Here is a 14,672-nt window from a genome sequence, read left to right as displayed (position 1 = left end):
AGCTCACTCCCCCACGGCAGTCACGGCCGAAGAGACGGGCACCACCTGCGCGAACCCACCGTCCACCATCAGATTCGCCACAGTCTCCAACTCCGGCGGAGAACCCGCCAACCGCGCCAAGAACGCGTCGAAATCCTCACCGCACGGCAACAACAACCGCTCCACCCGCTCCGCCGGCGGCACCGCAGGATCCACATCCCGCGCATCGTCATACGCGCAGAACCACACCGACCCGATCCGGTCACCCTTCACCTTCACGGCCAGCAACCCGCCCTGCACAAACCCAACACCCAGATAATCCTTGGTCAGATGGTCGCGCAGACACTTGTTCACATACACAAGATCATTGACCGCAGCCTCGTCCCGCACCGTGAAGAACGGCTGATCGATCAGCAGCCCCAACTCCGCATCCAACGCCGTCCCCACCGGCGCACACCCACCCGCCGCCTTCAAAAACGACCGGTACGCACCCGGCAGCCGATACCCCAGATCCTCCTCGACCCCCAGCACCTGCGACTCACTCACCGCCACGCCCGACTTCGGCAACCCGAAATGCGCAGGCCGCGTCTCCTGCAACGGCCGCGTCCCCCGCTTGCTCTGGTCCACCGCCGCCGTCGCGATACCGCCGTGATGCCGCAGCAACGCCTTCACCTCGACCGGCACCAGCTCCAGCCGCCGCGACCCCACCACGTGATGCCACGTCCAGCCGTGCGGCGTCGCCACCGACGGCACCGTGTCCCACAACTCATGCCCCGAAGCCGCAAGCGCCGCGTTCGCCGACACATAGTCCGTCAACCGCAACTCGTCCACGCCGAAACCCTCCGGCGGCTCCGCAATCTCCGCCGCCGCACGCGCATAGGGCGAGAAGTCCGGGTAACCGTGCTCATCCACCCGCACCCCTCTCGGATGACGGGCCGCCCGAACCGGATCCGGGAAATGCACGACCTGCCCGGCATAGGCCGCGTTCGGCGGCGCGGCTTGCTGCCCGAGCCGACCTGTCGTCATGGCGGTAGCCCCCTGCGGCACTCTGGTACGACCCGTAGCAACCCCTAAGGCCCACTACGCCCCGTATCGACTGTCTCTCCAACGCGTTGACCGCGCGCATCGCGGTGCCGACAGCCTATGCGGTACGACGAAACCGGTCACCGGCGCCGGTCACAGCACCGGAAACCCACCCTCCGCCCACCGTGACCAGCAGTCACCCTCCCGTGACAGCCAGCCCGAACACGGGCGTGTCGCAGCGCCCCAGCTTCCGCACCAGCCACGGCATTTGGCACTCTGTGTCCGCCGGGGGGATGCACGGGAGGGGAAATACGATCATGAACACGACGCAAACGGGACCACACACCAGCACATCCGGCGACCCCCGCATCGGCTGGAGCGCCACCGAAACCCACCAGGCACCCACCCTCCGCCACCGCCGCGACGGCATACTCCCCACCGTCGCCGCCGCCCTCTCCGTCCGCGGCACCACCCTCACCGGCACCGCCGCCCGCGGCGACCAGCCCCCCACCCTCCACCCACTCGTCCAGGACTTCCTCGACACCCTCACCAGCGCCCAACGCGACCGCTTCACCGGCCGCTGCGCCGAAACCATCCTCATCTCCCGGCACATCGCCAACGCCGACGCCGCCCGCAGCAAACGCGCCGCCCGCAGACCCATGACCAACGGCGAAGCCCGCAAAGCCCTCAAACAGGCCAAACTCACCGCCCGCCGCATCCGCGAAGACGGCGACCCCCTCCACGGCAGCTTCGCCACCCCCTGCCGCGCCTGCACCGCCCTCAGCGCCCACTTCGGCGTCCGCATCATCGACCCCACAGCGACCGACGCCTGACCCCCACCCCGAACAAACGCAAGATAGAGGGCAGATGCACGCCGACCGCACCTCCACCACACGCTTCGCCGTACCCGTCGACGCCGCCCTGCGCGCCGCCGGCTGGCAACCCGGACGCTGGGACATCAAACAAGCCGAAATCTGGGCCGACACCCTCCGCGAACACACCTCACCCGCCGGCCACCGCCACGCCGTCTTCCCCGCCGCCGTCGAAGCCTGGGCCGAATTCGGCAGCCTCCACATCACCCCCACCGGACCCGGCCGCCAGATCGCCCCCGCAACCCTCCACCTCGACCCCCTCCACGGCCTCCACATGGCCCGCACCCTCGCCGACCTCGGCCGCGCCCTCGACACCGACGTCAGCCCCCTCGGCGCCGAACCCGACACCCAGACCATCCTCGCCATCGACACCGAAGGCCGCATCTACGCCCTCGACCACACCGGCGACTGGTACCTGGGCCCCACCATCGACCAGGCCCTCACCGGCCTCATCTCCGGCACAGAACCCGTACGCCTCACCGCAGGCTGAGACCGACGGCCCAGGACAGGCCGCCCACGACAGGCCTACGACGCCGGAATCACCGCCGACACCCGAAAACCCCCCGCATCCGTCGGCCCCGACACAAACACCCCACCCAACGCCGAAACCCGCTCCTTCATCCCCACCAGCCCGTTCCCCCCGGACGGCAACCGCGCCGACGACACCTCCGACGGCGGCTCGTTCTCCACCTGCATCGCGATCTCCGACACCCGATGCGCCAACCGCACATACGTCTTCGCACCCGCCGCATGCTTGTGCACGTTCGTCAACGCCTCCTGCACCACGCGATACGCGGTCCGCTCCACCTCCGGCGCATACGACCGCACCTCCCCCTCCACCGACAGATCGACCACCATCCCCGCAGCAGCCGACTGCCCGATCAACTCATCCAGCTCCGACAGACACGGCCCGTCCGCGGAACCGCCCCCCTCATCCGCCGCACGCGAAGCCGCCGCAGCCGCCGCCACCCTCACCGCCGCCAACGGCACCGCCGCACGCTCCCGCGCCACCCCCGCACCATCCCCGATGCGCAGCACCCCCAGCATCTCCCGCAACTCGGTCAACGCCTGCCGCCCCATGTCCCCCACCAGCGCCGCGTTCTTCACCGCCTTCTCGGGATCCTTCCGAGCCACCGCCTGAAGCGCCGCCGCATGCACCACCATCAGACTCACCCGATGCGCGACGACGTCATGCATCTCCCGCGCGATCCGAGTCCGCTCCTCGTTCCTCGCCCACTCGGCCCGCTCCTCCGCCCGCTCCGCGAGCAACTGAAGCTCCCGCTCCAGACTGTCCGCCCGCTCCCGAAGACTCTCCATCAGCCGACGCCGAGCACCCACATACAAACCCAGCAACAACGGCGGCGCAGTCACACCAAGAGACGCAGTAACCGAAATAAAGGGGACGAACCAGTCCCCCATATCCAACTCGCCATGTGTCATGTCCTGCTGCGCCCGCACGAACGTCACCACCAACGTCCCCAGCAGCGACATCCCCGCCAGCGACGCAATGATCCGGCGCGGCAGCTCCGACGCCGCCAGCGTGTACAGACCGACGACCGTCAGCAGAAAACCCATCTGCGCCGGCGCGATCGCCACCGACACCAGCACGACGACAATCGGCCACATCCGACGCAACAGCAACGTCGAACCCGCCACCACACCGAACACCACGCCCGCAGCCAACGGAATCCCCGCATCCCGCGCAAACGGAATCCCCTCGGCCGCACACTCCACCGCGGACACCAAAGCGAGGCACCCGTCGAGCACCGCACTACGCCATCTGGTCCACCACCAGGGCCCGGTCAAGGCCCTGGCGTCCCCTTTGCCGTCTTCCCCCGTCGTGGTCATGCCTCCAGCCTACGGGCGGCAGCATGCGCTTTTCCGGCGAGTTTCAACGACCGGCTCACACCACACTCCGTAATCGAATAACAGCGAAACCGGCTGGTATCCCTCGAACTGCTGAATCGCTCACCGTTCGACCACGGAATCGATCATTCCGGCCGGACGGTATGCCTATGGCACATCCACAGGGCAAATACGCCGACCTTGAGGGACTGCGGGAGCAGGCGGTGGCGCTGCGACGGCGGGGCTACAGCCTTCGGCAGATCCGCGACGAGCTGAAGATCTTCAACAACGACATCCTCAACCAGCTGGTGAAGGGGGAGCCGCCGCCGGAGTGGACGAAGCGACCGAACGCGAAGGACGACCTACGGGCGAAGGCACGGGAACTGCGACTCCAGGGCTGGACGTACGACCAGATCGAGGCAGAGCTGGGCTGCTCCAGGAGTTCGGTGTCACTCTGGGTACGGGACCTGCCGAAGCCTGAGCCGCGCTACACGCCCGAAGAACAGCGAGCCCTCATGCGGGAAGGGTTGGCAAGGCGCCGTGCAGCAGAGGACGAGGAACGCAAGAAGACCAAGTTCGCAGCGCACCAGGAGATCGGGGAGCTGACGGACCGCGAGCTGTTCATGGCAGGGGTCGCGCTGTACTGGGCCGAGGGCTCCAAGAGCAAGCCGTACGACCGACGCGAGCGCGCCATCTTCGTCAACAGCGATCCCGGCGTGATCCAGGTGTACCTGGCCTGGCTCGACCTGCTGGACGTGGAGCGGGAGCGCCTGCACTTCCGCGTACTCATCCACGAGTCCGCAGACGTCGACGAAGCGCACCGTTACTGGGCAGAGATCGCCGACGTTGACGTCTCAGTCTTCGCGAAGCCGACGCTCAAGAAACACAACCCGAAGACCGTCCGCAAGAACACCGGCGACGACTATCACGGCTGTCTGGTCATCGGAGTGGCAAGAAGCGCGGGCCTGTACAACCGCATCGAGGGCTGGTGGAGGGGGATCGTCACCCACGCGCAAGCACGTCTCCGGTAAGGTCTGAAGCGCTGTCCCCCGTGGTGTAACAGGCAGCACACTAGATTTTGGATCTAGCAGGACAAGGTTCGAATCCTTGCGGGGGAGCCACAGCACACAAGACCTCGGTTCGGGCCCTGACTGCCAAGTCGGGGCCCGCTCCCATCTCCCCCCTGAACCACCCCGGTATCCTGCGGATGTCCACCCCACCCCCTCCACAGCCGAAGGGCATCCCGTGAGCGCCATTCGCCCGGCAGCCGTCGTCGTACTCGCAGCGGGTGAGGGCACCCGTATGAAATCGGCCACACCGAAGGTCCTGCATGAGATCTGCGGTCGCAGTCTCGTGGGGCATGTGCTCGCCGCCGCCGGTGAGTTGGCGCCGGAGAACCTCGTCGTGGTCGTCGGGCACGCCCGGGAGAAGGTCACCGAGCATCTCGCGAAGGTCGCCCCGGACGTACGCACCGCTGTCCAGGCGGAGCAGAACGGGACCGGGCACGCGGTCCGGATGGGTCTGGAGGAGCTGGGCGGTGTCGTCGACGGGACCGTCGTGGTCGTCTGTGGTGACACTCCCCTGCTGACCGGCGAGACGCTCAAGCAGCTCGCGACGACCCACGAGCAGGACGGGAACGCCGTCACCGTGCTGACCGCCGAGGTGCCGGACGCGACCGGTTATGGGCGGATCGTCCGGGACGACGTCTCCGGTGCCGTGACGGCGATCGTCGAGCACAAGGACGCGACCGAGTCCCAGCGGGCGATCCGTGAGATCAACTCCGGCGTCTTCGCCTTCGACGGGCAGTTGCTCGCGGACGCTCTCGGGAAGGTCCGTACCGACAACAGCCAGGGCGAGGAGTACCTGACCGACGTCCTCGGGATTCTCCGTGAGGCCGGTCACCGCGTCGGCGCTTCCGTGGCCGCCGATCATCGCGAGATCGCCGGTATCAACAACCGTGTGCAGCTCGCCGAGGCGCGCCGGATCCTCAACGACCGGCTCCTCACCCGCGCCATGCTCGAGGGCGTCACCGTCGTCGACCCCGCGACCACCTGGATCGACGTCACTGTCACCTTCGAGCAGGATGCGGTCGTCCACCCGGGCACCCAGTTGCTGGGTTCCACCCACCTGGGCGAGGGCGCGGAGGTGGGGCCGAACAGCCGGCTCAAGGACACGCGTGTCGATGCCGGTGCCCGGGTGGACAACACCGTGGCCGACGGTGCGCAGGTGGGGCCGAACGCGACGGTGGGGCCGTACGCGTATCTCCGTCCTGGTACCCGTCTCGGCGCGAAGGGCAAGATCGGTACGTACGTCGAGACGAAGAACGCTTCGATCGGTGAGGGCACGAAGGTGCCGCATCTGTCGTATGTCGGTGACGCGACGATCGGTGAGTACACGAACATCGGCGCTGCGAGTGTGTTTGTGAACTACGACGGGGAGAGCAAGCACCACACGACCGTCGGGTCGCACTGCAAGACCGGAGCGGACAACATGATTGTGGCTCCTGTCACGGTCGGGGACGGTGCGTACACCGCTGCCGGGTCCGTGATCACGAAGGATGTGCCGCCCGGTTCGTTGGCTGTGGCCCGTGGTCAGCAGCGGAATATCGAGGGTTGGGTGGCTCGTAAGCGTCCGGGGAGTGCGTCGGCGAAGGCGGCCGAGGTGGCGTCCCGGAAGTCGGATGGTGAGGGCTGACCGGAAACAGGTGCGTCTGGGACGGCGTACCGTGATAAGTGCACACCCGCACCCCACCAGCTGAGACGACGTCTTTCGTCCAGTTGAGACGTCGTGTCAACACCCAGCTGAGACACCTCTGAGGAGACAGTGCTGTGACCGGGATCAAGACGACCGGCGAGAAGAAGATGATGTTCTTCTCCGGCCGCGCCCACCCCGAGCTTGCCGAGGAGGTCGCCCACCAGCTGGGTGTCGGGGTTGTTCCGACGAAGGCCTTCGACTTCGCCAACGGTGAGATCTATGTCCGTTACCAGGAGTCGGCGCGTGGTGCGGACTGTTTTGTGATCCAGAGCCACACGGCTCCGATCAACCAGTGGATCATGGAGCAGTTGATCATGATCGACGCCCTGAAGCGTGCGTCGGCCCGCTCCATCACGGTCATCGTGCCCTTCTACGGTTACGCGCGGCAGGACAAGAAGCACCGGGGGCGTGAACCGATCTCGGCGCGTCTGATCGCGGATCTGATGAAGACGGCGGGTGCGGACCGGATCCTGACGGTGGATCTGCACACGGACCAGATTCAGGGCTTTTTCGACGGTCCGGTGGACCATCTGTTCGCGCTTCCGCTGCTTGCGGACTATGTGGGCGCGAAGGTGGACCGGGAGAAGCTGACGGTGGTCTCTCCGGACGCGGGCCGCGTGCGGGTCGCCGACCGCTGGTGCGACCGCCTCGGCGCACCGTTGGCGATCGTGCACAAGCGGCGTGACAAGGACGTCGCGAACCAGGTGACGGTTCACGAGGTGGTCGGTGAGGTTCGGGGCCGGGTGTGTGTGCTGGTGGACGACATGATCGACACCGGTGGCACGATCTGCGCGGCGGCCGATGCGCTGTTCGCGCATGGTGCGGAGGACGTGATCGTGACGGCGACGCACGGTGTGCTGTCGGGTCCGGCGGCGGACCGGCTGAAGAACTCCCGGGTGAGCGAGTTCGTGTTCACGAACACGCTGCCCACGCCGGGTGAGTTGAGCGGGGATCTTGACAAGATCACGGTGTTGTCGATCGCGCCGACGATCGCGAGTGCGGTGCGTGAGGTGTTCGAGGACGGTTCGGTGACGAGCCTGTTCGACGAGCAGTAGATCTCTCACGTCTGATCGATTTCACTACGGCCTTCCTCGGCGAGTACTCTGTTGCAGTTGCTCGGCGAGGGAGGCCGTGGTCCGTTCTGGGACGGGTTGCGGCGGTCCGTTATCGACGCGCTCTTCGTAGCAGGCCGTTCGTGGCCGGGTGACCCCGTCCGTTTCTGACCTCTACGAGGAGTGATCATGTCCGAGGTGAAGCTCACCGCCGAGACGCGCAACGAGTTCGGCAAGGGTGCCGCCCGCCGTATCCGCCGCGACAACAAGGTTCCCGTCGTTCTGTACGGCCACGGTTCGCAGCCGCTGCACCTGACCCTTCCGGGTCACGACCTGCTGCTGGCGCTGCGTACGCCGAACGTTCTGATTTCGCTGGACATCGACGGCAAGAGCAACGAGCTGGCGATTCCGAAGTCGGTGCAGCGTGACCCGCTGAAGGGTTTCCTGGAGCACGTCGACCTGCTGCTGGTGAAGCGTGGCGAGAAGGTCAACGTCGAGATTCCGGTGCAGACCGAGGGTGAGCTGGCTCCGGGCGGCAACCTGCTGGAGCACGTGCTGAACGCGCTGCCGGTCGAGGCCGAGGCCACCCACATTCCCGAGGCCGTCACGGTGTCGGTGGAGGGTCTGGAGGCCGGTGCCTCGATCCACGCGAAGGACATCACCCTGCCGAACGGTGTGACGCTGGCCGTCGACGAGGACGCGGTTGTCCTGCAGGTGCTGGCCGCGCAGGCCGAGGAGGCTCCGGAGGGCGCGGAGGCTGCCGAGGGTGAGGGCGCGGAGGCGTCTGCCGAGGCCTGATCCTCACTTTTCTCGTTTTGTCAGCCGCTGTTCCCTGTGGGGGCAGCGGCTGGCGCGTATCAAGGAGATATGAACGTGACGACCGATGCGGGTGCGCCCTGGCTGATCGTGGGGTTGGGGAATCCCGGGCCGGAGTACGCCATGAACCGGCACAACGTGGGGTTCATGGTGGCTGATCTGCTGGCGGAGCGGATCGGGGGCAGGTTCAAGCGGGCGGGGAAGGCGCAGGCGCAGGTGGTGGAGGGCCGGATCGGTCCGCCGGGGCCGGCGAGCCGTCGGGTGGTGCTGGCGAAGCCGATGTCGTACATGAACCTGTCGGGTGGTCCGGTGAACGCGCTGCGTGATTTCTACAAGGTGCCGGTGGCGAATGTCGTGGCGGTGCATGACGAGCTGGACATCGGTTACGGGACGTTGCGGTTGAAGCTGGGGGGTGGTGACAACGGGCACAACGGTCTGAAGTCGATGACGAAGGTGATGGGGTCGGATTATCACCGGGTGCGGTTCGGGATCGGGCGTCCGCCGGGTCGTCAGCAGGTCGCGGATTTTGTGTTGAAGGATTTTTCGTCGGCGGAGCGCAAGGAGCTGGACTACTTCGTGGACCGGGCGGCGGATGCGGTGGAGTGTCTGGTGATCGAGGGGTTGGAGCGGGCGCAGGGGACGTACAACTCCTGACGGTCGGCTTCTGACGTCGGCTGCTGATCGTCAGCTTCTGCCGGTCAGTTCCTGGTGGTCGTCGGGGCTGGGTGGCCGTTGCGGGGGTTGTCGGTGTCGAGGGCGGCGCGGACGTGTGGGGCGCTTTCCAGGTCTGGGTGGCGGGTCAGCCAGTCGTGGGCGGCGTGGACGAGGTCGGGGTCCGGGGTGCCGGTGGTGCGGGCGGAGATCAGCAGGCCGGCCAGGACGAAGGAGGCTTCGGGCGTGGTGCCGTAGTCCTTGAGCCAGTTGGCTGCGTGCTGTTCGGTGGTCCGGCGTGCGCGGGGTTCGAGGTGGGGGGCTTCGAGGAGGCGGCTGAGGAGGTAGCAGTCCTCCGGTTTCGTGGGCTGGGTGGCGAGCCAGTGGAGTGCGGAGCGGACCGCTTCGGGTTCGTCGGCGCCGGTTCTGTTGAGGCGGCGCAGGAGGGCGCTGATGGTCAGGTCGTCGCCGGGCAGGTGGGGGTCGGGGCCGAGTCGGTCGAGTGCCCAGCGGGTGGTGCGGGCTTCGGCGGGCTGGGGTGTGAGGGGGAAGCGGAGGAGCCGGCGCAGCAGGTGGTTCTCCTCGTGGGCGGTGTCGGGGGTGCGGGGGTGTTGTCCGAGGTGCCTGGTGATGATGTCGAGCAGGGTGGCTGCCTGGTCGGTGGTGAGGTCGTCCTTGCGGTCGAGGAGATGGCCGAGTACGGATGCGCCCCAGGTGACGGTGCCGTTGATGCAGTCGATGACGGAGTCGTTGCCGTGTGCGGCGAGCCAGGTGAGGGCGTGGTCGATGGTGCGGTGGGCGACGGTCGAGGGTTCGAGGTCGCCGGCTGGGGTTGCGGGGGCGACGAGGAGGTTTCTGAGGACGTAGTCGGCTTCTTTGGCGGGGGCGTGGGTGTTCAGCCAGCGCAGTGCGTGGTCGGCGGCGGCGCTGAGTTGTGGGCCGGCGTGGCAGGCGGTGGCCCGGTAGAGCAGCGGGGCGATGACGAACGTGGCCCTTGCTTCGTCGCCGTGGAGGTCGAGCCAGGTCAGGGCGTGGGTGAAGGCGGGGTTCTGGAGTCCGGGGGGCAGGCCTTGCATTTCGAGGAGTTCGCGGTGGACGAAGCTGTCGTCGAGGTGGGTGCCGGGCCTGGTGTGCTGGTCGGTGTCGGCGGCGGTGTCCTGTAGGCCGGCTTGCATGCGGTGTACGGCTGCGGCGGCGGCTTTGTTGCGTTGGTCGGGGCTCATGTGGGGCCCTTGGGCGAGGAGTGAGCCGATCAGGCGCCGGTCCCAGGGGCGGTCGGGGTCGAGCCAGTGCAGGGCGGCGTTGATCGCCAGTTGTTTGACGGTGGCGGCGTCCTGGTCGTGGGTGGCGGGGTCGCGCAGTCGGAGGAGGGGGGCGAGGACGAAGCCGGCCTGTGGTTTGGTTTCGTGCTCGGTGAGCCACTGGAGTGCGAGGTCGACGCTGGTGGGGGTGAGGTCGGGGGCGGTTCTGGCGCAGCTTTCGTGGAGGAGGGGGGCGAGGACGAAGGAGGCGCGGAGGGCGGTTTTGCGCCAGGTGGGCCAGGCGTGGATGTGGGTGATGGCCTGTCGGACGGTGGGGTCGGTGAGGCCTTCGCGTTTGAGGAGTGCGGAGAGGACGAAGTCGGCGGCTTCGTCCTCTTTGTTGTGGGTGAGCCAGGTGAGGGCGAGGTCGGCGATCTGTTGTGCTTTCGGGGTGGGGATGGCGGGCTGTTCGAGTGCCCGGTCGATGACGTAGGTGGCTGAGCGCAGGGGGACGTGTTCGGCGAGCCAGGTCCGGGTGGTTTCGGCGAGGCGGGGCCAGGCTTCGTCGGGCAGGTGGCTGGAGCGGAGCAGGGCGGAGAGGAGCCATTCGTTCTCGCGTCTGTGGGGGGTGCGGGAGACGAGGGCGAGGGCGGTGGTGGCGGCGGGCCGCAGGACGGCGGGGCCGCATTCGGGTGCGCGGAGCAGGGCTTGGAGGGGGTGGCGGGCGAGGCCGTCGCGGCGTCTGCCGTATTGGCGCAGCCAGGTCTGGGCGCGTTCTTCGAGGTGGGTGCGGTGGGTGTGGTGTGCGGGGTTGTCGTGGTGGAGGCCGGGTGAGCGTAGGAGGGCGGTGATGAGGGCGAGGGAGTTGATGTCGGTGGTGGTGTGCCGGTCGAGCCAGGTGCGGGCGGCGTCGAGGAGGACGTCGGGGAGGGGTCCGGGGTGGTTGCGGACGGCGTCGATGAGGAGGATGCGGACGGCTGCCGGGTCGGTGGGGGTGGTGGCGTCGATCCAGGGTTGGGCGAGGTCGGTCCAGGTGTCGATGACGGCTTGCCGCCAGGGTGGGGCGGAGACCATGGCGACGAGGGTGCGCAGGCCTTCGCGGGGTTCGGTGAGGAGGGTGGTGAGGACGGTCTGCTTGCGTTCGCGTAGCCAGGTGGCGCATTCGCCGGGGAGGCGGCGGGCGACGTGGTCGTGTTCGGGGAGGTCGGCGGCGAAGCGGCCGAGGTGGGCGATGCTCTGGCGGTAGGTGTGGAGGTTGCCGAGGAGGGCGTCGAGGAAGGCGCGGAGTGCGCTTGAGTCGAGGGTGGAGCGGGGGCTGCGGCAGGCTCGGTCGAGGAAGGCGTCGGTGACGCTGTCGTGGACGAGGTCGACGGTGTCGTCGGTGTCGTGCCGTAGCCAGCCGATGGCTTCGAGTTCGGCGAGGGTGTCGGCGGCGCGGTCGCCGGGGGCGTGTTGTGCGAGGTAGCGGTCGACGGTGTGTTCGACGGTGGGGCGGGGGTGGGGGCAGCTGAGGGCGGTGACGGTGGCGGCGTGCAGGAGGGTGCGGTCGGGGCCGTCGGCGGGCAGGTCTTCCTGGGTGCGGCGGCGGAGCCAGCCGACGAGGCCGTCGCGGGGGATGGATGCCGGGGGGCTGGAGACGTCGTCGCCGTTGGCCTTCATCTGCTGGAAGCGTTTGTCGACGGCGATGGCGAGGAGGCGGGCCATGCCGGGGCGGGTGGTGCAGATGTCGGCCATCTCGTCGAATCCCCAGGTGTCGAGGGGCTCCTTGGCGAAGGAGGTGAAGATCGCCTGGGTGATGTTTTTCTGGTGCTGTTCGTCCTTGTCGATGTCGATGGGGGTGAACAGGTCGGCGCTGCCGCGGTCGAGGACGCTTTGCAGGGCTCCGGGGCGGACGGCGGCCAGGCAGGCGACGCGTGCGCCGGCGCCGGTTTCGCCGCGTAGCCCTGCGGCGAGTTCTTTCAGGTCGAGCTGGTTGTAGCGGTCGAGGTAGTCGAGGACGAGCAGGATGGGCCGGCCTGGGCGGTGGTCGATCTCGTGGCGGATCTGCTCGGTGAGGACGGGTTCGGTCAGGTCGGTGTCAGGGCTGACGTGGAGGACGGTCCAGCGTCGGGTGGCGGCGAGGCCGGCGACTTCGAGGCAGGTGCGGGTTTTGCCGGCGCCGGCGACTCCGACGAGGAGCAGCCCGGTGTCGGGGTCGATGTTCTTCTCGAGCCGGGCGAGGAGGGTTTCCGGCCGGTGTGCGGCTCCTTGGGGGGTGACGTAGGGCAGGTGGTCGTTGTGGTAGCTGCTGTCGAGCCTGGTGAGCATTTTGGCGTGGGTGCGCAGCCAGGCGGGGCGGTCGCGGCGGTCGCCGATCTCGTAGTCGCGGCGGTGGCCTTGCCAGTTGCGTACGTGCAGTTGGAGGCGTTGGGTGCCGGCTCCGGTGCGTTCGAGTCGTTTCTGGACGGTGGTGGCGAGGGTGTCGACGTCCGGGGGCCAGGGGCTGGGTGTGCCGTTGAGTTCGTCGAGGAGGGCCTGGGTGAAGCCGAGGCGGCCGTTGGCGGCGTAGTCGTCGTCCTGGGTGGCGTAGAGGACGGAGAGTCGGGTGTCGGTGGTGGCGTGGGGGGCGGCGGGGAGTTTGAGGACGCCGTAGTGTTCGGCGACCCGTTCGTGCAGGCGGCAGGTGTCGATGAAGAAGATCTTTTTCGGGATGCGCTGGTAGTGCGGGTGGTGGAGGAGGGTGTCCTGGAGGCTGGTGGCGGCGAGGGTCTGTTCGGCGTAGTCGGTGCCGTCGCCGAAGGGCAGCAGGAGTTCGCGGGTGCGGGGGTCGGTGACGCCGTGTCCGGACCAGGCGAGCCACAGCAGGTCGCCTTCCCACTGCGGCAGTTCGGTTTTCAGCAGTTCCTCGACGCCGGCCTGGTGGGCGGGCCGGACGGTGAGGCCGAGGCGGCGGGCGGCGTTCTGGACGTCGGGGCTGTGGTCGGGTGACAGGCACAGCCGGATCTGGGCGGGCGGCACCCCGCTCCGGCACAGCCATTCGGCGTGGCGGAGGGCGTCGGCGGCGGCGCCCTTGAGGGTGGGGAAGGACGAGGACTCGTACTCCTCGACGCCGACGAGGACGGCGAACGTGTTCTGCGGTAAGGCGCCCCGGGGCAGTGCCGTCACGGTACGTCCCGCAGGAGGCCGGCGAGGAAGGCGTGGACGTCGGGGTTGCGGAAGTACGCGCTGTGGGAGGCGATGAAGGGCTGTCCGGAGCTGAACTCCCGGTCCTGGACGCGGGGGTCGGGGAAAACGGACGCGGCGGCGAAGCCGAGCAGGTCGCGCCGGTCGTAGATGTTGGTCCACGTGGGGAAGTGCTCGGGCAGGGGTTTGCCGGGGGCGAGGCCCGGCAGCGCGCCGATCTCGTGCAGGTGGGCGGCCTGGGAGCCGACGGTGACGAGGTGGCGTACGCCGCTGAGGTGCTCGAGGGCGAGCAGGTCGACGGCGGCGATCCCGCCGAGGCTGTGGGCGAGGAGGACGACGGGGCCGTGGGCGTCGGCGGTCTCGGCGACGCGCTGTCGGATGACGGCGCGCAGTCCGTCGCCGCGGGCGAGGTACTTGAGGACGTCGCCGGCCTGTGGGTGGGCCTTGGTCATGAGGTCGGCGCGGTGCCGGTCGGCGAGCCGCATGACGCCGAGCCGCTGGGCGGCCCAGAGGGACGTACGGAAGATGTGGCGGCCCACGCCGCGGGCCTCGCCGCCCAGTTCGCGGGTGACGATGCCGACGACGTCGTCGCGTTCCTGCGGTGTCCAGGGCAGCGGCAGGCCGCGCTGGAGGATGCCGCCGAGGTGGGAGGCGACGGTGGCGGTGGCGATGGCGAGGGGCAGCCGGCCGCGGCCGGCGCCGTGGGTGAGGGCGTGGCGGCCGGCCGGGCTGTCGAGTACGGCTGTCAGGGCGGCGCCGAATTCGGTGCGGGCCTGCTCGTCCGGGAGGAACGGCCGCAGGTCGGCGGGGAGTTCGGCCGCCCGGGCGAGGGTGCGGCCGCGGGCCTCGACCTCGGGGCCCATGCGTTCGCCGAGGGCGGGCCGCCCTCTGTCGTCGGGGTCGTCGGGGGTGCGCAGCGCCAGCCACGGGTCCTCGTAGAGGCGGCCCCACAGCACGGCGTCCTGGTCGGTCTCGCTGAGGTCGGTGGCGGTGGTGGTGTCCAGTTCGGTGGCCGGGACGGCGCCGGGCAGTGCGGCGCCGCCCACTCCGGAGGGGACGCCGAAGATGTCGCCCCAGTAGCACTCCTCGACCCGCAGCTGCGCATCGACGCGCGCCAGGCCCTCCCGCAGCAGGCCAAGCGTCCCGTCGTACGCTTCACGGCGCACACCGGTCCCGTGAACGAACAGCAGCGCGGTCATCCCGCTCCCCCCTCGTGTTGCCCGGTCCCCATCTCCCCTTCACCTTAAGAACGTTGGACTCCCCTGTCCCCGGTTCCC

General features: G+C 68.6%; 11 protein-coding genes and 1 tRNA gene. 8 read left to right on the top strand and 4 right to left on the bottom strand.

All coding sequences use genetic code 11. From position 1 onward, the window contains the following. Positions 1-3: 3 nt before the first annotated feature. Positions 4-1,005: an SMI1/KNR4 family protein gene (locus ACFVJQ_RS19535; RefSeq protein ID WP_385785366.1), complete on the bottom strand. Its 1,002-nt coding sequence runs from the start codon at positions 1,003-1,005 to the stop codon at positions 4-6. Positions 1,006-1,319: 314 nt separating this feature from the next. Between ACFVJQ_RS19535 and ACFVJQ_RS19530 the strand changes: the two genes are divergently transcribed. Both ACFVJQ_RS19530 and ACFVJQ_RS19525 read left to right on the top strand, forming a co-directional pair. Next, positions 1,320-1,835 (top strand): YwqJ-related putative deaminase, encoded by a 516-nt coding sequence (locus ACFVJQ_RS19530; protein ID WP_385785363.1) that lies wholly within the window; start codon positions 1,320-1,322, stop codon positions 1,833-1,835. 34 nt (positions 1,836-1,869) lie between these two features. Continuing rightward, on the top strand, positions 1,870-2,364 hold the full coding sequence (locus ACFVJQ_RS19525) for an SUKH-3 domain-containing protein (RefSeq protein ID WP_385513516.1): 495 nt from the start codon (positions 1,870-1,872) through the stop codon (positions 2,362-2,364). A 35-nt stretch (positions 2,365-2,399) separates the two neighbouring features. On the opposite strand, the gene ACFVJQ_RS19520 is transcribed toward ACFVJQ_RS19525, so the two are convergent. After that, positions 2,400-3,722: a sensor histidine kinase gene (locus tag ACFVJQ_RS19520; protein ID WP_385785359.1), complete on the bottom strand. Its 1,323-nt coding sequence runs from the start codon at positions 3,720-3,722 to the stop codon at positions 2,400-2,402. 167 nt (positions 3,723-3,889) lie between these two features. Between ACFVJQ_RS19520 and ACFVJQ_RS19515 the strand changes: the two genes are divergently transcribed. The 6 genes from ACFVJQ_RS19515 (at position 3,890) to pth (ending at position 8,995) form a co-directional block, all read left to right on the top strand. Then, on the top strand, positions 3,890-4,750 hold the full coding sequence (locus ACFVJQ_RS19515; protein WP_385785356.1) for a helix-turn-helix domain-containing protein: 861 nt from the start codon (positions 3,890-3,892) through the stop codon (positions 4,748-4,750). A gap of 14 nt (positions 4,751-4,764) precedes the next feature. Next, positions 4,765-4,840 (top strand) — tRNA-Gln (locus ACFVJQ_RS19510). Positions 4,841-4,964: 124 nt separating this feature from the next. Then, positions 4,965-6,413, top strand: a complete 1,449-nt coding sequence (gene glmU, locus ACFVJQ_RS19505; RefSeq protein WP_385513514.1) for a bifunctional UDP-N-acetylglucosamine diphosphorylase/glucosamine-1-phosphate N-acetyltransferase GlmU — start codon at positions 4,965-4,967, stop codon at positions 6,411-6,413. 134 nt (positions 6,414-6,547) lie between these two features. Next, complete coding sequence (locus ACFVJQ_RS19500; protein ID WP_129799914.1) at positions 6,548-7,528, top strand: ribose-phosphate diphosphokinase; 981 nt, start codon at positions 6,548-6,550, stop codon at positions 7,526-7,528. Between the two features lie 186 nt (positions 7,529-7,714). Then, positions 7,715-8,323: a 50S ribosomal protein L25/general stress protein Ctc gene (locus ACFVJQ_RS19495; RefSeq protein ID WP_385513513.1), complete on the top strand. Its 609-nt coding sequence runs from the start codon at positions 7,715-7,717 to the stop codon at positions 8,321-8,323. Positions 8,324-8,392: 69 nt separating this feature from the next. Next, positions 8,393-8,995 carry an aminoacyl-tRNA hydrolase gene (gene pth / locus ACFVJQ_RS19490; RefSeq protein WP_385785351.1) on the top strand — a complete coding sequence of 201 codons (603 nt, stop codon included), beginning with the start codon at positions 8,393-8,395 and terminating at the stop codon, positions 8,993-8,995. Positions 8,996-9,039: 44 nt separating this feature from the next. Here pth and ACFVJQ_RS19485 read toward each other — a convergent pair whose 3' ends face one another. Together ACFVJQ_RS19485 and ACFVJQ_RS19480 are read right to left on the bottom strand one after the other, a co-directional pair. After that, the gene (locus ACFVJQ_RS19485; RefSeq protein WP_385785348.1) at positions 9,040-13,377 is read right to left on the bottom strand and encodes a caspase family protein; all 4,338 of its coding nucleotides are present in this window, start codon (positions 13,375-13,377) and stop codon (positions 9,040-9,042) included. Continuing rightward, positions 13,374-14,594, bottom strand: a complete 1,221-nt coding sequence (locus ACFVJQ_RS19480) for a hypothetical protein (protein WP_385513510.1) — start codon at positions 14,592-14,594, stop codon at positions 13,374-13,376. The genes ACFVJQ_RS19485 and ACFVJQ_RS19480 overlap by 4 nt, the downstream gene beginning before the upstream one ends. Between the last annotated feature and the right edge of the window lie 78 nt (positions 14,595-14,672).

The organism is Streptomyces sp. NPDC127197 (assembly GCF_042672405.1).
GTDB lineage: Bacteria > Actinomycetota > Actinomycetes > Streptomycetales > Streptomycetaceae > Streptomyces > Streptomyces flavusporus.
This window is presented reverse-complemented; position numbering and strand designations above follow the sequence as displayed.

Bases quoted from the DNA above. Each gene is read 5' to 3' on its own strand.
- pth (WP_385785351.1), top strand. From the start codon at position 8,393: ATGAACGTGACGACCGATGCGGGTGCGCCCTGGCTGATCGTGGGGTTG.
- ACFVJQ_RS19480 (WP_385513510.1), bottom strand. From the start codon at position 14,594: ATGACCGCGCTGCTGTTCGTTCACGGGACCGGTGTGCGCCGTGAAGCG.
- ACFVJQ_RS19515 (WP_385785356.1), top strand. From the start codon at position 3,890: ATGGCACATCCACAGGGCAAATACGCCGACCTTGAGGGACTGCGGGAG.
- ACFVJQ_RS19535 (WP_385785366.1), bottom strand. From the start codon at position 1,005: ATGACGACAGGTCGGCTCGGGCAGCAAGCCGCGCCGCCGAACGCGGCC.
- ACFVJQ_RS19530 (WP_385785363.1), top strand. From the start codon at position 1,320: ATGAACACGACGCAAACGGGACCACACACCAGCACATCCGGCGACCCC.
- ACFVJQ_RS19520 (WP_385785359.1), bottom strand. From the start codon at position 3,722: ATGACCACGACGGGGGAAGACGGCAAAGGGGACGCCAGGGCCTTGACC.
- ACFVJQ_RS19495 (WP_385513513.1), top strand. From the start codon at position 7,715: ATGTCCGAGGTGAAGCTCACCGCCGAGACGCGCAACGAGTTCGGCAAG.
- ACFVJQ_RS19525 (WP_385513516.1), top strand. From the start codon at position 1,870: ATGCACGCCGACCGCACCTCCACCACACGCTTCGCCGTACCCGTCGAC.